The following is a 23,451-nucleotide window of genomic DNA, read 5'->3' as shown; positions in this document are numbered from 1 at the left end:
TGACCTGGCGGATTCCGCCAGGTTATTCACCATGTCTATTACAGTCCATTCAGCGAGAGCTCGGCTTCCTTATCATAAACTTCCAGAAGCTCCGTCGCTCGATCAATATCCTTCTTATGCACATTCAATCTTACGTTTTGCGTGCCATCCGTATAAGCCCCGCCACCCTGGACGGCCCCCATTGTCGGGCTTTCTTCCGCTTTCAGCTTGCATTTCACTTGGTTCGCTTTCAGATACGCGTATTTGGCATGAACTTCGTCAGCCGTACTTCCGTTACCTGCGAGCATTGTCTTCCAATTTCGGCTTCGCATCACTAGACCTGCGATGATAAGCGCGGCAACTATTACTACAATCGCCAATTCCATTACGAACACCACCTTAATCAGATTGTTGAATCCCCCTGCAAAGCTTAGCGGTTTGCTTTGCTTTGTAGGGTAACCTACGGGCTGAGTAACGGATGTCTTTTACGTATAGAGGACGTTGTATTTATATTGTTCGAACGTCTATGACGAATTGTGGGGGGTCCAAATAGACGTCTTTCGCCCTTAATGCTTATATAAACACATATTAAACATTCGAAACAGGGCACATGCTTAATACTCGACTTTTCCTTCCATCTGGCTCCACATTGCAAAAGGACCTTCAGCATCCGGTCTGCCGTCTTCATGCTTCACCTGGATCATTGGGATTCGCCGCTCTTCGACAGGTGTAGAGATCTCATCGTAGATGAACGAATCATCGAAGCCGACAGCAGCCGCTTCATCGCGGGTGTACCCATAATACACAGCCCGAGGTCGAGCCCAATATATAGCACCTAGACACATAGGGCACGGCTCGCAGCTCGTATAAATATCGCAGCCCTCCAATTGGAAGCTGCCCAATTGCTTGCAAGCCTCCCGTATGGCCTGCACTTCCGCATGGGCGGTCGGGTCGCCGAGTGTGGTCACTGCATTCACACCTCGAGCGATAATCGCATCGCCCTTCACTACAATACAGCCGAATGGACCCCCGTTTCCGCTTTCCGCATTATGATAAGCCAATTCCATCGCTTGCTTCATCCATTTCGAATCTATGTCTTTCATATAGATGCCTCCTAATTCTAACTTCTCCTACTAGCATAGCCAATTGCTCAAAAAAGGTGTCATTTTTCTAATATAGGACCCCAGTTTTAATTGTAAACCTGCTCATTAAGCCATTTGATTTATGTGTCAAAATTAACGTTGTTTGCTTCCCCATATTATGGTAGATTCAGAGAGAATATCACTCATTTTACATAAACGAGAGGAAGTAACGTTCAGATGACGCGGAGTAACCGAGGATGGAAGTTAAGTTTAATGGTAGTGATTTGCCTGCTCGCAGGGTTACTTTCAAGCGGCTTTACAGCAAATGCCGCTTATGGTGCAGATTCAGAAATACCTAAGATTATTGAGAGAGTATCTCCAAGCGTTGTGGCGATTATCGGCAAGCCTAGTGACGATAAGGAAACAGAGAATGATAGATTCAATCTGGCACACGGTACAGGTGTCATTGTGAAGGCTAATGGAGTTATTCTTACGAATGCTCATGTTGTCAAAGGGATGAAGAATATTGTGGTAGTTACTTCCGATGGGAAGACATATCCAGGTAAAACGACTCATTTCGACGAGGAAAGCGATCTAGCGCTTATCAAGATTGAAGCCTTCGCGTTGCCGACCGCTACCTTCGCTGCTCCTAGCGATATTCGAGTAGGGGAGACCGTTATGGCGATTGGCACCCCGATCTCATTCGCGCTACGCAACTCCGTTACGCTCGGCATTATTAGCGGCATTGACCGTTCGGTTGAGTCCAAGTATCAATTATTGCAGACAGATGCGGCAATTAACCCGGGTAACAGCGGTGGAGCGTTAGTGAATATGCAGGGAAAAGTGGTTGGTATCAATTCCTTGAAGTTCGTTGACTATTCTGTGGAGAGCATGGGCTTCGCTATTCCGGTGAACACGGTTCAATACGTATTAGAGCACTTTGAGAAGTATGGTAAAGTGTTGCGCCCTTATATGGGTATAGAGCTCGAGGAGAGCTGGGAAGCCGTAGTCGGTCTTCCGGCCAAGGAAGGTCTTAAGGTCTCCTATGTCGATCCGGATTCTCCAGCAGCCAAAGCAGGTATCAAGCAAGGCGACGCAATCGTATCCATCGATCAATCATCGATTACAACACTAGTTGAATATAATGAATTTATGAAGAAATATTTGCCTGATGATACAATACGGATCACGATGCAATCTGACGGACAGACGGTCGTGCGCAGTGTAGTATTAGAAGAAGATACAGAGTCTGCATCCCAGTGGACGCAGGATTCCGATGGATCTTATATTGACAATGACCAAGGCAAAACTCATATCGGGGACAGCCATTATGGATGGTCGATGAAGTATCCCGCCGGGCTTGTGAAGAGCATGCAGACTGATGAAGGGGATCGTGTGATCTTCGGTGATGCCAAAGGGGAGTTCATGATCAGTATCTCGGTTGATGAGGAGCAAAGTGAAGATTTATCCGTAAAGGGATTGCTGCGCAAGTTGACTAATGACTTCGATGATTCGGTTCTTGAGAAGCGATATATTGAGCAAAAGCCGTACTCATATGCCAAACTGGTAGGCCAATCGAACAGTAAAAACTATTACCAAGTCCGTGCTTTCTTGAAGGGTGACAAAATCTATTACATAACTCTGATCGTGGAGAACGAAGAGAATTACAAGAACAAGGTGAAGCATAATTTCTATAATGATTTGTTGGATAGCTTTACCTTGAGCTTTGACGCCAAAGATGCCTCACTTAAGGATATCTCGATTTATAAGGACGGAGATGCTGTATTTACGAATGAATACGGCTTATCCTTCGAGCTTCCTTCCGGTTGGTCAGGAAATGAATATACCAGCGAGCTTTCTTATTCAAATGAAGATTATGACCAGCATGTAGAAGTGTATGTCACATCAGCTTCCTCTGGAGAGACTTTGGCAGACTGGACGGTCCGTGAAGAGCAGCAATTCAAAGATCGGTTTGTTGCAGACTACCGGCAGATCGGTGATTGGGAAGAATTTACTACAGACGGTGTTGTGATCAGAAAGGTTCGATTGGCTTCGAAGATGGGCGGCGACGAGTGGGAATCTGAAGAAAGAATTTATTTGATCAAGGACAAGTATAAATACGAGATTAATGTAGGCTTCAAGAATGATGCTGATGATGAGGAAGTAACCAAACTTATCGCAGGAATTATCAAATCTATAAAAGTGAACAAAGAAGATATGAATACGAACCTGGGTTTTATCCAGGATGAAGATGACATAACAGATAAAAACAAAACAATCAAATATACGAATGAGAAGTTCAAATATTCCATTCAAATTCCAGAAACCTGGTATTCTTATAGCGATTTTATCACGAAGGATAGTCCAAGGATGGCTTTTACCTTCTACGGCGGTATGGTATCTGTAGAAGCAAATGATAAATCGACTGTTGAGGATGTTGTCAAGAAGCTCGAAGAGGGACATAAGAAGAGCAACGAGAACGACAAGGAGTTTACGTATGAGATTACTGATGATTCCACCTATTCAGGTGAAGGCAAGAAAGTATCCATCCGTTATAACTTGAAGAAAGCCCCTTATACACAGACAGAGTACGTATTCAATCGGAACAACATAACATATACGATCACGATCAAAATGAATGATGCGGTTAGCACGGAAGAAAATGTGAATCGCAGCACTACAGCAGCTAACTCCATTATGATCAAGGAGTAGTTAAATAGAACCATTTTATAGTTTTGTAAAACTTTTATTTTAGGTCTATTTTACCAAAAATAGGCTGGTAAGTACCGGGTTGATCGTGATAATATAGAAGCAATAACATATCGGGGACTATGATTCATGTCTTGTAATTGGGCATCTGGGACATGAGGAGTCAGTGATGCAACCGACCGTACTTTTTGCTGGACTGAAAAGGCGGTCTTTTCTTTGTCCGGACAACTACGTAACGTGTATGATTTAACTTGATTCAAGGAGGAACCGCAATGATTTTGCCCTCATCGTCATCCCCATTTTCAGCTTCTTCTAATGCCAATATGATTTCACATGGAGTGCTAAAGGAGAAGCTTAAGCGACATCACGGACCGCAAACACCACCAATTGCCAAACCGGACTATACATTAGCTGCCGTATACATTAAGAGCAGCCACCGCAATGCAGCAGCAGCAGCAGCTGCGCTTTCTTCCTCTGTAGCTCAGAAGGCCAAGCCGGAAAAACAAGACAAACCAGACAAACCAGATCGACCGGATCGCCCAGACAGACCGGACAAAACAAACCGTCAGGATCGGCCAGACAGACCAGACAAACCAAACAAACCAAATCGCCCAGACCGTCCAGACAGAGCGGATAGACCGGACAAACCGAATCGTCCGGATCGTCCAGATCGTCCAGATCGTCCAGATCGCCCAGACCGTCCGGATCGTCCGGACCGCCCGGACAGACCGGATCGTCCAGATCGTCCAGATCGACCAGATCGCCCAGACAGACCGGATCGACCAGATCGACCAGATCGACCAGATCGCCCAGATCGACCAGACAGACCAGACGATCCAGATCGCCCGGACGATCCAGATGGCCCAGATGGTCCAGATCGTCCAGATCGTCCGGAACGCCCGACCCCTTCTTCTGAGGCAAGACAGATCTTCAGAGACTGGAGAGATTCCCTGCTATCAGCTGGTGGCCAATATCTGGACAGTGTGAAGAATTTGATTGATGCATCGCCTACTGAAATTAGTGAAGACGGCTTATCGGGTATTCGGACTCAACTGAATGACTGGATAGAGGCTAAATATGATGACCTTTCAGACCAACTACGCGATTCAGGACGGGATATTACACAAAGGCTTTTAGGCAGAGCGAACAAGGCTTTAGATAATCTAGCTGATAATCTATGGGTTGACGTTCGTGCAGAAGTTGCAGCGCATACGGCAGCTTCAGGTGTTGCGCGTGCAGTATATCAAGAGTGGAACAATAACGTCGGTAACACCAGTGATCTATTGCAACGAGTTAATCAGCAATTGTCGGCCGATGCGGATGGAGTTGTATCCCAGCAGGATCTGCAGGATTTCGATAAGTGGGTAACGGATTGGTCTACAGCGAATCAGACCCAGCTTACTAATCGTTTGCAGAATGTTCCTACTGGTATTCGTGGAAGCTTATTGGAATTATCCGGTGATAAGCTAAGTGAATTACAAGATGCATATAGGACCTCAGTCCAATCTGCAGTTAGTGCCTACACCGCTTTGGTCGATCAGACTCGTCAATCATTCAATCAATGGGATAATGCCTTAGGCGATTCCTCATCGAATGTACTCGATTCCATTAATGCAGCTATATTCAATGATTCAGACGTCATCTCTGATCAAGAGAAGCAAGGATATACGGGTCAAATCACTAGCTGGTTAGGAACCCAGAAGCAGCAGGCTGCGAGCGCTCTTGCATCTGGACCCGCTGGATTCCGCAATACCTTACAGCAGCAGGCTGATAGTAACATGAGCACGGTCCAGGCTGCTTTAACTCAGTTTGTCGGGGAGTCTATTAACTTCCGTAATGCCGGGGATCAACAGGCGGCGGGCTTCCTTAATGAGTGGAGTACAGGGCTGCAGTTGGATGTGAAAGATTATTTCGATGAAATAAAGGCGGCTATCCAACAAGATCCTGACCGGATTTCCGACCAGGAGAAGCTGGCTTACCGGAATGATTTGACACAATGGACGAACAATGTCCGAGGAGAATTTAACTCTGGTTTGAGTGACAGATTAAGTGAATCCTTGACTGGAGTTCAGCGGAAATACAGTGCTTTAGCTGGGGATGTTATTACGCAGAAGATGGATCAACTGTGGGATTCCATTCAGGAGCAAATAACAAATTGGAATAATCGAGTTATACCTGGTCCAGGCAATGGCAATGGCAATGGCAATGGTAACGGGAACGGAAATGGCAATGGGAATGGAAACGGTAATGGCAACGGCAATGGGAACGGAAACGGCAATGGCAATGGCAATGGTAATGGAAATGGAAATGGAAATGGTAACGGGAATGGCAATGGCAACGGCAATGGAATTGGTAGCGGAAGTCCTTCCGATTTAGGATTCTCCAAGAAACTGCGTAATCTGTTCCGCCCTAACTATGAATTTGAATTTGGTTCAGGCAATAACAGACTCAAATTTAGTTTGAAGGCTCTCTCGGGAAGCAACCGTTCAGGTTTGTTCTATGTGAGCGATGGTAACGGGAATAAACGTGAAGTAAGCTTGAAGTTCAGCAGCCCCGAGTTGGAACAGATGTTCGTTGAGTATGCCAAGAAGAATAATGTGTACGGCTCAACCATGAATGTGGATAAGTTCAACACATTAATGGATAAGGTGAAGAATAACTTCAAAGAGATCATGGATATCGAACCGGACCGTTTGAAGAAGCTGTTAGCCAGCCCGGAAGAGACAAAGAAAATTTATGAAGCCTTCGATAATCTGCTTGGATTGGTGAAGGCGATGTTGTAAGTGAAGGAGACCCTGCTGCGAAGCGGGGTCTTTTTAGTTAGAAGCTTAAGTCTTTGCGGAGACCGAATACGCTGTTGCTGAAATTTTCGTGCCGCGCCGCTACTCTCCTGAAGGTGCCAGCACGTGTAAGCTATAGATAAAAGCCATACAGGATATGGCATTTATCTATTCGCTATACACCTTGGGGTAATGATAAGCTACTGATCGAGAGAGTTACATAGGAGGGCTTACAATGATTATTGGGGTTCCAGTAGAAGTCAAGAAGAACGAAGCTAGAGTAGCGCTTATTCCAGGTGGCGCTAGAATGCTTACGCAGGCGGGTCACCAGGTCTGGGTGGAGAAAGGTGCGGGTGAGAAGAGCGGATTCGATGATGAGGCCTATATCGCTGCGGGTTGCAGGATCGTCGGCCATCCTCAGGAGGTTTGGAATGGAGCGAATCTAATCCTGAAGGTGAAGGAGCCTGTAGAGCAGGAATACGAATACTTCCGTGCAGGCAGCATGCTGTTCACCTATTTGCACTTAGCGGCGGATCCGAAGCTTACAGATGCACTTATCCATAGCGGGATGACCGCAATCGCTTATGAGACGGTGCTGAATCGTGCAGGAATGCTGCCTCTGCTCACACCGATGAGTGAGGTTGCAGGTCGTATGGCGGCTCAAGTGGGAGCTTATTATTTGTTGAACTTTGTCGGCGGGAAGGGGATTCTGCCAGCAGGAGTGCCAGGTGTTGGCGCTGCTAGAGCATCGGTTGTGGGTGGAGGCATCGTCGGTCTGAATGCAGCGCGAGTGGCATTGGGCTTAGGGATGGACGTAACGATTCTGGATATATCGGCAGATCGTCTCAGACAGCTGGATGATCTTTTCAAGGGGAGAGTCAAGACACTGATGGCGCATCCATGGAATTTGCAAGCAGCAGCGGTGCAGTCGGACCTGCTCATTGGAGCTGTGCTAGTACCCGGTTCTAAGGCACCTAAGCTAATAGATGAGGATACCGTACGCGGTATGGAGCGAGGTTCGGTTATCGTGGATGTGGCTGTCGATCAGGGGGGCTCTATTGCGACAGTGGATCATGCGACCACACACGATAACCCTGTATATGAGAAGCATGGAGTCATTCATTATGCGGTAGCGAATATGCCGGCAGCGGTCGCGCGGACTTCAACAATGGCGCTTACGAATGTGACTCTTCCTTATGTGTTAGAGCTGGCCGCTAACGGGCTTGACGCCCTGAGGAGCAACAGCTTGTTCGGAGCGGGGTTGAATGTGCATGGTGGATATTTGACCCATAGAGCAGTGGCCGATTCCCTTTCGCTGCAGCAATCTTATCGTGAGCTTCAACCTGCATAAAAGTTAGTTTTTAAGTTGATATAGAGGATTTTCAGGTAATTGAATCGAAAGTGTAAAGAGAGAAAATGATGAGGTCCATAACCCCCTATGAACATTCAACAAATTGAGGCTTATTTGTATGTAGCTCGCACAGGTAATTTCAGCCGGGCAGGCGAACTTTTATTTCTAACTCAACCTTCCGTAAGCTCACGCATTCAACAGTTGGAGAACGAGCTTGGCAGTCTGTTGTTCGAGCGTGCTGGTAAAAGTATAAGGCTGACCGAAGCAGGTCAAGCCTTTTTGCCCTATGCGGAAACGATAATTAACCAGTTGGCGGAGGGGAGACTTGCCATTCAGCAATTGAACGATCAGGTGGAAGGCTCTCTGCAGATCGGAACTGCGATTTATGCTGCGAATCATTTGATGCCGGATTATTTGTATGCTTTTTGCAGCAGATACCCCAAGGTTCGACTATCGATCTCGACGGGCCATTCCCATCAGGTGTTGGACATGATCCTGCGTCATGAGGCGCATGTGGGCATTGTTCGCTCGATTCGGCATCCTGATATTCATGCTGTTCGCCTGTTAGATGACGCAATGACGGTCACCGTATATCCGGGACATGCGCTTGCAGGGAGAGAAGGATTAACACTTGACGAGCTGAGCGGGGAAAAGCTGATCATGTTCATTAGAGGCACGGAGGATTGGAAGCTAATTGCAGAGGCGTTCGTACGCCGCGGGCTGCAGCCGAAGGCTTTTATGGAAATCGATAGCATAGAAGCTATGATTGAATTGGTCAAAAATCGAACCGGCATAGCCATCCTTCCCCATCTATCCGTCAAAAAAGAAGTTGAGGCAGGAAAGCTGGTCATGGTGGCAGTTCCAGAGATTGCTGAAATCCATCGCAGCTATGACCTGATTACATTGAAGGATAAGCCGATACAAGGCATTGTAAAGCTATTCCTGGAGTCGATTGCGCACAATAAAATGCCCAAATTGCCGGAAGTGGAAGAACGTGAGAACCGACTAGAATAGGGGCGAGTTTGTGAGGTAAACCGACTGGAATCACTCCTCTAAGCAGATTAAGCCTTTCGCCATCCCAACCATTCGAATGTATGATGGTGGGATACGGTAAGATTAGAAGCGGAAGAGGGAACTTGGACATGCTGCGTTCATACGCATGGTTAGTTTTTTGTGTTACGGTTTGGGGCAGTAATTTCGTGTTTGGCGCTATTCTGGTGAGTGAGTTCCCCCCAATGCTGCTTGCTATAACTCGGCTTGCGATCACGTCGAGTTTTTTCGTATGCTTCGCTTGGTCGACAGGCAGAATTGTTAAACCTACCAAGCGAGACTGGAAGTACTTGATTCCGATCAGCTTGCTCACTTTGATTAATCAAAGTTCGTTCTATATCGGACTGCAGTATGCAGATCCGACTACATCCTCGCTTATTATCTCGATTTCTCCTATTGCAGTAAGTTTGCTGGCTGCTGTATTTCTGAAGGAGCGTTTGACCGTTCGGATGTCGATAGGCTCGGTTGTGGCGGTAACCGGAGTTTTCTTCGTGGTGGGGTCAGGCGGCTCGCTGCATATCTCTCTTGGAGAGCTTTTGATGGTGTTTGCCATGATGTCGTTTGCGATCTCGATGATTCTGACTCGTAGGCTCACGGAGTTCCGTGATCCTTTTTTTGCAACATCCTATGGGACGGTCTTAGGCGCCGGAATGTTATTGCCGATTGCACTGGTTCGAGATTCCATATATGAGATGAGTACGGAATTGTGGGCTTGGGCTTTGCTCATAGTATGTGCGTTAGTGATGCAGGTCGTATGCGGGCTCGTGTGGAATAGGGAAATGCAGAAGGTAGGGGCTGGAAAAGCGGCGGTATTCCTGAATCTTCAGCCATTTGTTGCTATGACATTGGGCTTTTTTATATTGGGGAAGGGCGTGACTGGGACACAAATGATCGGCTCCATTCTGATCATTGGCGGAGTGCTGGTGGCCACTACGCAAATAGCCTGGACGATGCGGTCGCGGGCTAAGAGATCGGCTGGAAGCCGGGAAGCTGAAGTGGAGCGTATGTGAGGAGCTAAATTAATGTGCACTCTTTTAATTTATGTACCCACAAAAAAGAATATTTTTCCACGAAATAGTTGTCTGTCACTAAAAATTCAGGAGGAATTATTATGAAAAAGATAACTATGACATTAAGTGCCGTTGTTTTATCAGTAAGTGTATTCGCTGCTTCTGTGATGGCTGCTCCCCCGACTGATAAAGAAAACAAAGGAAATTCACAATCGGGAAGTTCATCTCAATCCGAAATAACAGTAAAAGTTAATGGGCAAGCAGGAAAGTCAGATGGGGATACGGTTACTTCAGTGACTTACGCTACATACGGTCATAATGGGTATAAAGGGTTGCAAAAAGCGTATGAGAATGTAAAGGACAAGCCGGCCGGTCAAATCATAGCTAATCTGCTAGAAAGCAAGTATGGTATTGATGTCAATGCCGATGAAGTTTTATCAGAAGCTGCGGATCAATTGGCTGCTGAAGGAAATGTGGAAGATGCAGTAGAGGTACAAAAGGAAGCTGTTAAAGCTAACACCAAAAACATCAATAGTTACAAAAAGCTGGGTAAGCTTGTAGAAAAGCTTGGCAAAACAGGTGTGAAGGCTTATGTTAACGGAGTTGAACCGAAATTCGAGGATATGGAACCCGTTATTAAAGAAGGCAACACTTTGGTGCCTATAAGAGCTATTGCTGAGGCATTAAATGCTGAGGTTATCTGGAACGATGAAGAAAAATCCGTAACGATCACCAAAGATGGAATTGTTGTGAAATTGGTACTTGGCGATGTTAAAGCTTATGTGAACGGTGAGGAAGTCATACTAGAAGTCCCAGGTGAACGTATGAATGGTCGTACGATGGTGCCTGTTCGTTTTATAAGCGAAGCGTTGAAGGCTATTGTGGATTGGGAGCCTGAGACAACAAGCGTAATTATCAATTCGTAATTCAGATAATAATCGAGTCCGGGTTCCCGGGCTCTTTGCTTTTGTAGGATTGTAAGGGCACTTATAATACTTTACAGTACAAGGAGTGATCTCTATAATGGAGATATGCTCCTTTTTTGATATATTATTAAGAAATTATCTCCAATTCGGAGAGGACGGTAACTATGACGAATCCACAACCTATACGCAGATTGGATACGGAACAACGCAATCCCCGTACGGAACGAATAGACAGCAGCACTACATTGGAGATGCTCACCCTGATAAATGCGGAAGATGCCAGTGTTCCTGGGGCTATAGCTGCTGTGCTTCCTGCTATTGCGGAAGCGGTCGATCGTGTAACCGCAGCTCTGCGCGGCGGTGGGCGGCTTTTCTACGTCGGCGCAGGCACAAGCGGACGTCTTGGTATGCTCGACGCCTATGAGTGCCCTCCGACGTTCGGGACCCCTCCCGAACTCGTGCAAGCACTCGTTGCGGGCGGCGTTGCACGGGATCGCGCCGACGAATCGGCGGAGGACGATCCCGCTCTTGGCGCTGCCGAGCTGCGGCAGCGGCAGCTTTCGGCTGCCGACGTGGTCGTCGGCATCGCCGCAAGCGGGCGCACGCCGTACGTCGTCGGCGCGCTTGCGTACGCGGCGTCCGTCGGCGCCGCGACGATTGCCCTCGCCTGCAGCCGCGGCTCGGCGATCGGCTCTGTCGCCGATTGGGCGATCGAGGTGCCTGTCGGCCCCGAGGCGCTGACCGGCTCGACCCGGCTGAAGGCAGGCACTGCGCAGAAGCTGGTGCTGAACATGATCAGCACAGCTTCGATGATCAAGCTGGGCAAAGCCTTTGGCAACCTGATGGTGGACATGGAGCCTAGCAACGGCAAGCTGCAAGCGAGAGCACGGAACATCGTAAGTATGGCGACGGGTGCAGATGACGCGGCAGTGGAACAGGCAATGACGGAGACGAACGGACATGTCAAGACCAGCATTGTGATGCTGATTGCGGGTGTGCAGGCTGAACAAGCGGCTGACCTGTTGAACAGGGCTGAAGGGGTTGTGCGGGAAGCGCTGAGACTAGCTAGCGAGTGAACCCATTAGTGCCTGGTCTGTACATCGGGGTAGAGACGACTCTACTTCGACTGATTCAGCCTGGACTTACCCCGTTAGTGAACAAAGCTTGAGTTGAAGGAGGATCACCTTGAAGCAGAAGGTCATATTCGGAATGGATATTGGAGGCACGAACATCAAGTCAGGCATTATTGATGCTGAGGGAAACATTTTGCATACAGATACGGTGCCTACTGAAGCGCAGACAGGAGGACGTGATTCACGGTTATCGAAATTATTCGATATCGCGGAGCGCCAGAGTGCGGTTGCTAAGGAACGAGGTTGGACTCCGATAGCACTTGGAGTTGGCACAGCCGGTTATGTGAATGCGCGTGAGGGACGTATCGGTTATGCAACGTCTAACTTACCTGGGTGGACAGGCGTTCCACTCCGTGCTGAGATGGAGCGCCATACTGGATTACCCGTTGCGCTTGCCAATGATGCCCATGCCTTTGCCATGGGAGAAGCATGGATTGGGGCGGGGCGCGAATGGGATGAATTCATCTGCATCACATTAGGTACAGGGGTTGGCGGATGTCTCGTCGTTAATGGTCGTCCCTATTACGGACGAGACGGTTACGGTGGCGGATTCGGTCACATGGTGCTCCAGCACGGAGGGGCGGCTTGTAATTGTGGGCTGACAGGATGCTGGGAGCAGTACGCTTCCGTGACGGGTCTGATGAGGATGGCTGAGGAACAAGGCATCGACTTGGCAACGATCGGACATTCTGCCAAAACCTTATTCGAACAAGCCAAGCAAGGGCAAGAACGTGCTGCGGCCGTAATAGAGCTTTATGCAGAGTATGTAGCACTAGGGCTTACTAATCTCGTGCATGCGCTTAACCCGCAAGCAATCGTAATTGGGGGCGCAGTGACCGCCCAAGGTGATTTCCTGTTGGACCAAATTCGTACCAACATATCCAGACAAGTCATGCCAGCTTATGACAATATGAAGATTGTAGCGGCTACATTGGGAGAGCATGCCGGTTTTGCCGGAGCCGCCCGTCTGGCGCTGCAAAGAGCACAAGAAGGGGCCACTCTATAGAGAGCGGCTCTTTTTTGTACAATCGAAGGTTTCCCCTTTTTAATTGTTTTGCTAATACCGTTAATAGTGGCTCACAGCTGACAGATAAGCTATGTTACTACTGTCTATTTGGGCTTTTTCATCACCCAGGCACTAATTAGCCAATCTGACTATCCTCTATTTCCGCTTCGTGAACCGATTTCCCTCAAAACCAGGCAAATAACCAGTAGTAAAGTTTGCTATCCCAGCTAAAACGGTCTTTTCCGCACATATAACCAGCAATCGGAGCCCACCTTCCCATCCTGCTATACACCAAACTGATATCCAACACCAAGGACCTGGCCATCGGCCAGGTTTTTCCTTATGTACAAATGAATGGTGCCGATTGCTTCTCGGAACTATCCAGCGAGCTTTTTTACAATAATACGAGGATGATATTCTCTCATTTATCAAATAATGTGATGTAAGCTTTCCATGAGACGAAGCTCCACCTGTACATGCTTGAGTAGGGAAGGTGACAACAATGATCTCAGGTAAAAAGTCTCAATATATCGTAGAAGAGCTGTCGGAAATTATCGGCATGAACATCAACTTCATGAACGAGGAAGGGGTCATTGTAGCAAGCACGGACCGCTCCAGAATCGGAACCGTCCATCAAGGGGCTCTCGTCGTTCTAGGCACGAAAAAGAAGCTGTTGGTTGATAAGGACAATCAATATGAGGGAACCAAGGCCGGCATTAATTTACCCGTGTATTTTGAGAATAGAGTCATCGGTGTCATCGGCATTACTGGAAACGACCCGGAAGTTCTGAAAATGGCGGAAGTCATTCGCAAAATGACGGAGATCCTGATCAAAGAGCAAATGGTGGATGAGCGGAACGAGATCGTCAATCAATCCAAAGAAGTGTTGATCCGGGATTGGATGGAAGGCAGATGGAAGGACGACAAGGCGTTTTCTTCGAGAGCCTGGCTGCTCGGCATCAATGTGAATTTACCCCGTGTTGTCGTTACGATCCGAATTCATGTTGAGGATAACGACCAACAGGAACCTGTTGGTTTCGATCTGCAGAGGGAGGAGAACCGATATGCCGGTTATTTGAGGGAAGCTATCCAATTCAATGATCAGGACTTGATCGTACCGACAGGCTTCATGAAGTATGCTTTGCTCGTCACATGTCCGGAGTCGGGTGAAGAGAAGAGGAGACAATTCGTTACCCGCAAAATCCAGTACATCCTAAGGCAAATTCCCAAATCGTCGATAAGTGCCGTGAAGGTCGGTATCGGGGGTTACTACGACTTCATTCGGGGCATCTCGGTCTCTTACCTGGAATCGGAAAAAGCGGAGACGTATTCCAAAACGAATAAGGAATCGGACATTGTGTTCTATGAAGACTTGCGTCTCGAACTGTTGCTTGATGGGATTCCTAACGAGCGATGTAGCCATTTCGTACAGAAAACGTTAAACCTGAAGGCCTTTTCCGATCCGGAAGAAATCGTTGAAACACTGACCTTGTTTTTTGCGAACAATCAGTCTATCAACAGAACGGCGGAAAAACTGTTTATTCATAAAAACACCCTCCAATACAGATTGATCAAGATCAAGGAAGCGACCGGCTACGATCCGAGAGTGTTCGAGGAAGCGGTGCTCTTGTATTTGTCCCTTTACTTAAAGTCCGCCCATGAACAGACGGACAGTCGTTACACGTAACAAAATAGGAGCATAATACGGGGTGCAAAGTTGGTATCAGTACCATATGATGCTTTTCTTCAACCTGCTACCATAAAGATACATCTAAGATTAAAGGTGGTTGTGAAAGCGTATGCCAACGATAGAATCCAACACTAATCTCCAGAATAAGCTTGAATTTATTTATGGGAAAGACAAAGCACCTGCCCTGATGAAGGAGATAGAGAACATGATCGCCCATTACTCCGGTCCTGTGTTTGAACCGGATAAACGATGGGTATCGGAAAAAGACGTCATGTTGATCACTTACGGGGATTCTATTCAGGCGAACGAGCAATCTCCGCTCCAAACTTTACGGCACTTTTTGCAGCAGTACTGCAAGGGTTTGTTCTCCTCGGTACACATTTTACCGTTCTACCCTTTTTCATCGGACGACGGGTTCTCTGTTATCGATTACCGGGCTGTTAATCCGCAACTGGGAGATTGGAATGACGTTAAGGACTTGTCCAAAGATTTCGAGCTTATGTTCGATGGGGTAATCAATCATATTTCCCAACACAGCAGCTGGTTTGAGCAGTATTTGGCGGGTAATCCGAAATACGTTGGTTATTTTGTAGAGGCCGATCCTGATGAAGATTACAGCAAAGTAACTCGTCCGCGCGCGCTTCCGCTGCTTACGCCGTTTGATACGGCTACAGGTAAAAAGCACATTTGGACCACGTTCAGCGAGGATCAGATCGACTTGAATTTTGCCAACGAACGGGTGCTGCTTGAAATTTTGGACATACTTCTCATGTACGCAACATACGGAGCACGTTATCTGCGTTTGGACGCCATCGGCTTCATGTGGAAAAAGCTCGGCACAACTTGCATGCATCTGGAGGAAACTCATAAGATCGTTCAGGTGATCCGGCAAGTCTTAGAGATGGCGGCACCGGGTATGGTCATTATCACCGAAACGAACGTTCCTCATAAAGACAATATCAGTTATTTCGGGAACGGCTTCAATGAAGCGCACATGGTTTACCAGTTTCCGCTACCGCCGCTTACGCTGCATTCGCTGCAAACCGGTAACAGCCGAAAGCTTCTGGAGTGGGCGCAGTCGCTCGAGCCGACGACGGAAACTACGACCTTCTTCAACTTCCTTGCCTCGCACGACGGGATCGGGGTTCGTCCGGTCGAAGGGATTTTGACGAAGGACGAAGTAAATGCCATGGTCGAGAAGGTTAGTGAACGGGGCGGATTCGTTTCTTACCGGGATAATGGAGACGGAACCAAAAGTCCATACGAGTTGAATATTAACTACTTGGACGCTCTTTCCGGGCCCAATGATTCCAACGATTTGAAAGTGAAGCGATTTACAGCCGCCAGTTCCATTCTTTTATCGATCATGGGTATGCCCGCGATTTACATTCACAGCCTGCTCGGATCGCAAAACGATCTGGAAGGCGTGAAAGCAACAGGCCGATACCGGTCCATCAACCGCGAACAGCTGCAATACGAACAAGTAGCAGCACAGTTGGAAGAGGAAGGCACCCTACGGAACAAAGTGTTCGGCGCACTCCAAAAGCTCATTGAGCTCCGGGTTACCGAACCGTGCTTCCATCCGAATGCTGCACAAGACGTTGTTGTGAGCGACGAGCGTCTCTTCACGATCAAACGCACGTTGTCGGCCGGCGAACAGCTGATGGTAGTTGTCAACGTGGCCAACGAATCGGTCAGCGTGCCGTTTTCCGCTCTGCAAATGGGCTGGAAGGCAGGAGAGACGGTAGTGGACTTGGTTTCGGGTGAAACATTCGAAATCGAAGATTCGCTGGAGTTGACCGTTCAACCTTATCAAGTCATGTGGATCAAATATCAATAAACAAAAGGGGGGGATGGTTTGAAAATCGCTCTGGCTCACTTTCGAGTCGGCGAAACGGACGGCGTTTCCCTGGAGATGGAAAAGTGGAAGGACGTTCTAAGCCGGTTAGGGTATGAGGTTGTATTTCTGGCGGGCAGCGAAGGCATGAGCAAAGCCTATGTCATTCCGGAGCTTCATTACAAACATCCGATGAACGAGAAATTCGTCTTCAATGCGTACGACAAGCTTCTCGATTACGATTCAGAAAAGGAGTTTGCAGAAGACATCTTGGCCTTTGCCAAAAGTATGGAGACCAAGCTGACCGATTTTATCGAATCCGAAGGAATCGATTTGATCATGCCGCACAATATCTTGTCGTTAGGATGGAGCTTGCCGGCCGGCATCGCCTTCACGAACGCCCTAAGATCGACTGGCGTCGCCTGCATTGCGCTTCATCATGACTTTTACTGGCAAAGAGAGCGATACTCCAAACCTACCTGCCCGATTGTGCAAACTTGGCTGGAGCAGCTATTCCCTCCAGCTATGCCTAACATCCGTCATGCGGTGACCAATCGAATCAGCTATGAGGAGCTGTTGCAGCGCCGCAAACTGATATCGGCCATAATCCCGAACGTATTTGATTTTGTCCTAGCCAGATGGATGAAGGACGATTACAACGAATCGCTGAGACGTGATATCGGCGTCGGCGAAGACGACATCGTCATTTTACAGGCAACCCGGGTTACGGAACGGAAAGCGATCGAATTAGGCATTGAAGCGGTAGCCTCTCTGCAAAGCGTGCTGACGGACCCGAAATTTCGTTCGGCCGAGTTGTACAACGGTAAAAAGCTGACGGATAGGACCCGGATCATTCATGTGTTGGCCGGGATGCCCGAATCGAGCTATGAATACACGGAACAGCTCCGGATGAAAGCGGATGATAGGGGAGTAGACCTGAGATTCATCAATGGGGTAATCGAATATTCCCGTGTCCATACGGGCGGCAGAAAAATTTATTCGCTGTGGGATGCTTATGTGATCGCCGATCTGGTCACGTTTCCGAGTATCCTGGAAAGCTGGGGAAACCAACTGCTGGAGGCCGTATTCGCCAAAAAGCCATTATTGATCTATGAATACCCAGTATTTGAGAAAGATATCCATGATTATGGGTTTGAGTTTATCACCTTGGGCAATCGGCATCAGATCGAGCCGGACGGCCTTGTAAGCGTGGAGGTTTCGAAAGTGAATGAAGCAGCAAAGCGGATGGCTGAACTGCTGACCGACGCCGAACAGTATGAACGGGTCGTTCAACATAATTACCGAATTGGCGAAACGAATTTTTCGTATGAGTCTCTACGCAATCTTTTGGAACCATTACTTGAGGAGGTAAGTCGATGATCAAAAAATTAGGAATACTTGTACTTGCAGGTGCCATGACATTCGTGTCTGCATGCAGCTCTAAACCAGACAGCAGTTCTCCCGACACTGCGGCACCAGCGGACAATACCGGTAAGGTGACGAATATCAGCATGCAGATTGCCTGGGCCAGCGATTCCGGTCGTGGAAAGGCAATTCGCGAAATTCTTGATGAATTTGAAAAGAAAAATGCGGATGTCAAAGTTGAAATGCTCGGTGGGGTTCAATACGGTTCGAAGTTGTTAACTCAAATTTTGAGCGGTAAAGCCCCAGAAGTGCTTCAAGTGAATTACGGCGACGTGAAGTCGCTGGCTCCTCAGGGAGCATTCGAGGATTTGTCGAAAACGTTCGGCTCTGAGAAGGCGAATTACGAGCCGGAAATTTGGAAGCTCTCCGAGGATGGAGGCAAGCTGTACGGCATGCCATGGCTCGGACACACGATCCAGTTAATTTACAACAAAACGTTGTTTGAAAAAGCGGGTATTAAATCTCCTCCGAAAACATGGGACGAGCTGTACGATGCCGCTAAAAAACTGACGGTAGATACGAATGGGGACGGTAAACCGGATCAGTACGGTATAGGACTCGCCGGTAAGCAAGGTCCCGACCTATCCTGGATGTTCGGTATGTTCGCCGCTCAGGGCGGAGCCAAACTCGTGAAAGAAGCGAACGGTGGACACGAAGTGGCGATCAATTCGCCTGAAGGCCAGAAAGCTCTTGAATTTTACACCAAGCTGATGAAAGAAACAGCACCTCCGGATTCATTGAACAAAGACGGAGGCGCGATCATGGCCGACTTCAGAAATCAGGTCGTGGCTATGGAATTGCAAGGGCCATGGGGCGTCTCCGACGTCTGGAAAACAGGCGGTAAGTTCGAGACCGCTGTAGCTGAAGTTCCTGCAGGTCCGGCCGGCAAAGCTACGGAAGTTACGGCTTACCTGCTGTCCGTACCGACCGGAGTTGAAGGAGATAAGCTCAAAGCGGCCAACAAGCTGATCCAATTCCTGACCTCCAAGCCTGCGCAAGAAATGATCATGAAAGGCGAAAAGGGAGATGACGGCAAATATTACCCGTTCCGAATTCCGATTCGCAAAGATATGGGAGATACCCAGTATTACAAAGATCATCCGGAGTTCCTTGTCTATCAGGAAGGCTTGAAATATCCGTTTACTCTGATCCCTATTCCGCAATGGGCACAAGTCAGCGATGAAATATATCAGAACGCATTAAACCAAGCCGTATCGGGAAGCATTTCTGCAGCCCAAGCGCTCAAGATGGTCGAAGACAAAGGGAACGAAATCATCAAGAAGAAATAAATTTCCACATATAAAGAGGGAGAGTAAGAGGGAGCACCTTCAGGTGCTTTCTCTTTCATAGGGGTGATAAAATGAAAGCACTAAAAAACAAGTTGGGCGACTTTAGCGCTTATTTATTTATTTTGCCTGCCTTCATCATTTTGGGCATGTTTCTGGTGTATCCGGTCATCTGGTCGATCATAGCCAGCTTTAAGGATATTAAACCGATTGCACTGAAAAATTCAGGGCTGTTTGAAATTCCGGGTGCGTTTGTTGGTTTCGATCATTACGCAGCCGCTTTGGACAATCCTTTATTTATAAAAGCAATCGTCAACACGGCTTATTTCGGAATCATTTTCATCCCGATCACGATGTTCGGATCGGTCCTGCTGGCCCTGCTCGTCAATCAAAAACTGCCGGGTGTGAATTTCGTCAGATCCGTGTTTTTTGTCCCTTATATTTTCTCGGTCGTAAGCGCGAGCTTGGTCTTCATGTTTCTGTTTAACGGAGACCGTGGATTAATTAACGCCCTGCTCTTGAAAATCGGCATGGACGGACCGAATTGGCTCGCAAGCACCGTATGGGCGATGCCTGTAATCGCGATCATGTCCAGTTGGAGAAACATAGGCTATTTCATGCTTATCTACTTGTCTGGCTTGCAAAATATCCCTAAAGATTTATATGAGGTAGCCGATGTGGAAGGCGCCAATGCGCTGCAAAAATTCCGGTATATCACATGGCCTTTGTTGGGGCGAATTTCATTGGTCGTAATGATTTTGCTGCTGATCAGCTCGCTTAACGTCTTCCAGGAAATTTACATCATGACGGGTGGCGGCCCTGCCGATTCCACAACGACCGTTCCATTCCTGATCTTCAATCGGGCGTTTAAGTATTACGAAATCGGTCCGGCGGCAGCCATGTCATACATCTTGTTTATTATCGTAGTGTTGGTGACGGTCATTCAGAGAAGAATCGTCGAAAAACGGTTAGGGTAAAGGGGGACACGCGCAATGAAGATGAAAAAATTGCTGCCTGCTGCCATTCTGTGGTTGGTTGGGATCCTATTTTTTCTTCCGATCTATTGGCTTCTTGCTTCGAGTTTGAAAAGCGATGCGGAAATCACACGGTTTCCCCCGACTTTTTGGCCGGAAGAAATCGTATGGAAAAACTATCCGCAAATATGGGACTTGCTCAAGTTTGATGTAACTTTTATGAACTCACTGATTGTAGCGGTTCCTACCGTAGCGCTGACAGTCTTGTTCTCAAGCATGGCCGGTTATGCCTTTTCGAAGAAGCGGTTCCTAGGCAAAAACGTTCTGTTCGTTATATTAATCGCGACGATGACCGTGCCGCCGACGGTGCTGTTGCTGCCTTTGTATTTCATTATCACGAAGCTAGGCATGTTCGATACGCTGATCGGGTTAATATTGCCTTTTTCAGTCACGGTATTTGCCATTTTCTTCACGAAACAATATATCGACGACATTCCGGACGAAATGTTGGAGGCGGCCAAAATTGACGGCTCCGGTGATTTCCGCACTTTTTTCCAAATCGTCATTCCTTTGATTCGCCCAGCTCTGACGGCGCTAGTCATTATCGACTTCGTGCAAAACTGGAATTCCTTTACGATGCCTCTCGTTTTGCTGCAGAGTGAGTCGAAGTTCACGATTCCATTGAAACTGGCGTTGATGGCGCAAGATTCGGTGGCAATACCTTGGTCCAAAATATTAGCGGCTAACGTGCTTTCACTGTTGCCTGTTCTTATATTGTTTATCGTGCTGCAGAGACAGTTTGTGGCAGGGTTAATGGCCGGATCTGTTAAGGGTTAACAAGAAGGGGGACATGTTGCAGTGAAGCGAAAGTTCAAGATTGCATGTCTTGGCGATTCGATGACCGCTTTCTGGGGGCCGGAGCTGCCGGAGCTTCAGGACGCTCTCGCTAGGGAGTTTCCGGATCAGCCCTTTGAGCTGCTCAACTATGGGGTAAGCGGCACGCGGGCGGAATACGGCATTCACCGTATCACCCACGAATATCCGAATCCATTCGGGTCCGGCAACCAAAAGTGTTTATCTGCGGCAAGCCCTGATCTCGTAATTGCGGAGTCATTCGCCTACAATCACCGGTTGGACGGCAAACATAACGTCGCCAATTACACAAGCGTGCTGCGCCGGTTATGGGATACCGTAGCTGCCGCGACTCCCGCCAAGCTTTTATTTCTGGTTACGATTCCTCCCGATCCCGAACGTTTCCTGGACCATGTTCCTACTTACAAGGACGTGGCGCCGGAGTTAAGAAGGGAATGGGCGGAATCTAGCGAAATGTATCTGAGGGCAGCGGTTGATTTTGCGAGACAGCAGAACGTGCCGACCATCAATGTATACGAGCGGGTACAAAAGCAAGTCGCTGAGGGGACGCCCATCCGATGGTTTATCGACCAGAACGACAATATTCATCCAAGCCGATATGCCTATGAGCTGATCGCGGACGCAATCGTCAAGGCCATCCGACAGCATAGAATTTTAACTTGAAAAAATGGTAATGGAGTGAACGCTATGACCAGCAAGACAAACGAAATGGGAATTTTCTTTAAGAAAACAACTTATGAGGACGCCCCTCTGCTTTCGTTTGAGGAGGCTCGTGGCCTGCTGCCCGAGCCCATATTCGTGAACAGGCCGGATTATATCGAGTGCTATTGGCGCACTTGGGAAATCGCCTTCCAGAATACACACGTCCCGTCCGAGAAAAGCGGGTTCGTCAGCAATTTTATCGATGCAGCCTTTAACGGAAATATCTTTTTGTGGGACACCGCTTTTATTACTATGTTCGCTAATCTAGCTCATCCTTATATGCCGGGGATCCGTTCCCTCGATAACTTTTACTGCAAGCAGCTGGGTGACGGTGAAATTACTCGGGAAATCGTTCGCGATACAGGGGAGCTATTCGACAGGTGGGTGAACCACGACCGTAAGCCGCTCCATTCCTACTTTCATAATAGTTATCAATTCAGAGGGCTTAATCGGACTGAGAAGCCAAAACCTCCTGTTTATGAAGAAATGTATAAGCCGGATCTTGGACGTACTGTTGAGAATCCGCCTTATTTGACCCTTGATACGTTGAACCATCCGGTTTTGGCTTGGGCGGAGATCGAAAGCTACAAGCAGACCGGCGATGCGGATCGGCTGGAGCTTGTATGGGAACCGCTTCTCCGTTACTATGACGCTTTGCGTTACCATTTGTACAACCAGTACGGGCTGTTCGTTACTGACTGGGCCAGTATGGACAACTCGCCGCGCAACAAGTACTTGGGCAGCGGAGTGGACATCAGCTGCGAAATGGTGCTGTTCGGCCGCAATCTTCTTGAAATTCTAGACGTGCTAAAGCAGCGGAGTGAACGGCAAGACCGGAAGGCTGACGCGCAGAAGTTTGCCGAGCTGTCGGCTCGACTCGAACGGGACACACAGGAGATCACGAACACCATCAATAAGCTTCTCTGGGACGAAGAGACCGGCTTCTACTATGATTTCACCAATGAGGGGAAACGGGCTCCTGTCAAAACGATAGCCGCGTTTTGGGCCCTTCTGGCGGGTGTTACAGACAAGAACCAGGCCGAAAAACTAGTCGGATGGGTGAACGATCCGAATACGTTTAACCGGAAACACCGCGTACCTGTTTGTGCGGCGGACGAAGAGGGTTACGATCCGCGTGGAGGCTATTGGCGGGGATCGGTCTGGGCGCCGACGAATACGATGGTCATTCGCGGACTGGAGAAATACGGATACTACGAGGTTGCGCGAGACATCGCGTTGAATCATTTGAACAACGTTGTTCAGATTTATCAAGACACAGGCACAATATGGGAAAACTATCCGCCCGATTTCATCGATAAGGGAGATGCGGATAAGCATGATTTTGTAGGCTGGTCGGGGATCGCCCCGACGCTTTATTTGTTAGAGCATGCGATCGGTCTCAAGGGTGACGCCCGCACGAATGAGTTGACGTGGCGGCTGCCTGCAGGAAAGGGAACGGTCGGCTGCAACCGGTACTGGTTCGCCGGCACAACGTTGAACCTGACCGCAACCGAGGATTCCGACGGCACTTATCTCATTACAGTTACTAGCGATGGCCCAGTCACACTGAACATTCAATCTAGCACGAATGAACAACGGGTGAAAATCGACGGTTCCGCACAATTCCGGATTCAATAA

18 protein-coding genes and 1 riboswitch are annotated in these 23,451 nt (G+C 48.1%); of the genes, 16 read left to right on the top strand and 2 right to left on the bottom strand.

All coding sequences use genetic code 11. The annotated features are described in order from the left end of the window. Nucleotides 1-38 precede the first annotated feature (38 nt). Together AC58QD_RS18910 and AC58QD_RS18905 are read right to left on the bottom strand one after the other, a co-directional pair. Nucleotides 39-365 (bottom strand): hypothetical protein, encoded by a 327-nt coding sequence (locus AC58QD_RS18910; protein WP_497336078.1) that lies wholly within the window; start codon nt 363-365, stop codon nt 39-41. 228 nt (nt 366-593) lie between these two features. Then, the gene (locus AC58QD_RS18905) at nt 594-1,082 is read right to left on the bottom strand and encodes a nucleoside deaminase (protein WP_497336076.1); all 489 of its coding nucleotides are present in this window, start codon (nt 1,080-1,082) and stop codon (nt 594-596) included. 216 nt (nt 1,083-1,298) lie between these two features. Between AC58QD_RS18905 and AC58QD_RS18900 the strand changes: the two genes are divergently transcribed. From AC58QD_RS18900 to AC58QD_RS18825, 16 genes are all read left to right on the top strand, one after another. Next, nucleotides 1,299-3,773 (top strand): S1C family serine protease, encoded by a 2,475-nt coding sequence (locus tag AC58QD_RS18900; protein WP_497336074.1) that lies wholly within the window; start codon nt 1,299-1,301, stop codon nt 3,771-3,773. A 103-nt stretch (nt 3,774-3,876) separates the two neighbouring features. Next, nucleotides 3,877-3,960, top strand: a riboswitch (cyclic di-GMP riboswitch). Between the two features lie 82 nt (nt 3,961-4,042). Beyond that, complete coding sequence (locus AC58QD_RS18895) at nt 4,043-6,553, top strand: hypothetical protein (protein ID WP_497336072.1); 2,511 nt, start codon at nt 4,043-4,045, stop codon at nt 6,551-6,553. A gap of 232 nt (nt 6,554-6,785) precedes the next feature. After that, on the top strand, nt 6,786-7,901 hold the full coding sequence (ald, locus tag AC58QD_RS18890; RefSeq protein ID WP_497336070.1) for an alanine dehydrogenase: 1,116 nt from the start codon (nt 6,786-6,788) through the stop codon (nt 7,899-7,901). 87 nt (nt 7,902-7,988) lie between these two features. Then, nucleotides 7,989-8,915, top strand: coding sequence for a LysR family transcriptional regulator (locus tag AC58QD_RS18885; protein WP_497336068.1), 927 nt, complete (start codon nt 7,989-7,991; stop codon nt 8,913-8,915). A gap of 128 nt (nt 8,916-9,043) precedes the next feature. Then, nucleotides 9,044-9,961, top strand: coding sequence for a DMT family transporter (locus tag AC58QD_RS18880; RefSeq protein WP_497336066.1), 918 nt, complete (start codon nt 9,044-9,046; stop codon nt 9,959-9,961). Between the two features lie 101 nt (nt 9,962-10,062). Further along, nucleotides 10,063-10,887 carry a copper amine oxidase N-terminal domain-containing protein gene (locus tag AC58QD_RS18875; protein WP_497336064.1) on the top strand — a complete coding sequence of 275 codons (825 nt, stop codon included), beginning with the start codon at nt 10,063-10,065 and terminating at the stop codon, nt 10,885-10,887. Between the two features lie 164 nt (nt 10,888-11,051). Then, nucleotides 11,052-11,963: an N-acetylmuramic acid 6-phosphate etherase gene (gene murQ, locus AC58QD_RS18870; protein ID WP_497336062.1), complete on the top strand. Its 912-nt coding sequence runs from the start codon at nt 11,052-11,054 to the stop codon at nt 11,961-11,963. A gap of 109 nt (nt 11,964-12,072) precedes the next feature. Next, nucleotides 12,073-13,026, top strand: coding sequence for an ROK family protein (locus AC58QD_RS18865; RefSeq protein WP_497336060.1), 954 nt, complete (start codon nt 12,073-12,075; stop codon nt 13,024-13,026). 502 nt (nt 13,027-13,528) lie between these two features. Further along, nucleotides 13,529-14,713, top strand: a complete 1,185-nt coding sequence (locus AC58QD_RS18860; RefSeq protein ID WP_497336058.1) for a CdaR family transcriptional regulator — start codon at nt 13,529-13,531, stop codon at nt 14,711-14,713. 112 nt (nt 14,714-14,825) lie between these two features. After that, nucleotides 14,826-16,556, top strand: coding sequence for a sugar phosphorylase (locus tag AC58QD_RS18855; protein WP_497336056.1), 1,731 nt, complete (start codon nt 14,826-14,828; stop codon nt 16,554-16,556). An 18-nt stretch (nt 16,557-16,574) separates the two neighbouring features. Then, the gene (locus AC58QD_RS18850) at nt 16,575-17,933 is read left to right on the top strand and encodes a glycosyltransferase family 4 protein (protein WP_497336054.1); all 1,359 of its coding nucleotides are present in this window, start codon (nt 16,575-16,577) and stop codon (nt 17,931-17,933) included. Continuing rightward, the gene (locus tag AC58QD_RS18845) at nt 17,930-19,267 is read left to right on the top strand and encodes an ABC transporter substrate-binding protein (protein WP_497336052.1); all 1,338 of its coding nucleotides are present in this window, start codon (nt 17,930-17,932) and stop codon (nt 19,265-19,267) included. The genes AC58QD_RS18850 and AC58QD_RS18845 overlap by 4 nt, the downstream gene beginning before the upstream one ends. A 71-nt stretch (nt 19,268-19,338) precedes the next feature. After that, complete coding sequence (locus AC58QD_RS18840) at nt 19,339-20,241, top strand: carbohydrate ABC transporter permease (protein WP_497336050.1); 903 nt, start codon at nt 19,339-19,341, stop codon at nt 20,239-20,241. 15 nt (nt 20,242-20,256) lie between these two features. Then, nucleotides 20,257-21,075, top strand: a complete 819-nt coding sequence (locus tag AC58QD_RS18835; protein ID WP_497336048.1) for a carbohydrate ABC transporter permease — start codon at nt 20,257-20,259, stop codon at nt 21,073-21,075. Between the two features lie 21 nt (nt 21,076-21,096). Further along, entirely contained in the window at nt 21,097-21,774 is a 678-nt protein-coding gene (locus AC58QD_RS18830) for an SGNH/GDSL hydrolase family protein (protein WP_497336046.1), read from the top strand. Nucleotides 21,775-21,798: 24 nt separating this feature from the next. Beyond that, nucleotides 21,799-23,451 carry an MGH1-like glycoside hydrolase domain-containing protein gene (locus AC58QD_RS18825; protein ID WP_497336044.1) on the top strand — a complete coding sequence of 551 codons (1,653 nt, stop codon included), beginning with the start codon at nt 21,799-21,801 and terminating at the stop codon, nt 23,449-23,451.

The sequence above is a fragment of the Paenibacillus sp. J2R1T-4 genome, assembly GCF_059692235.1.
This window is presented reverse-complemented; position numbering and strand designations above follow the sequence as displayed.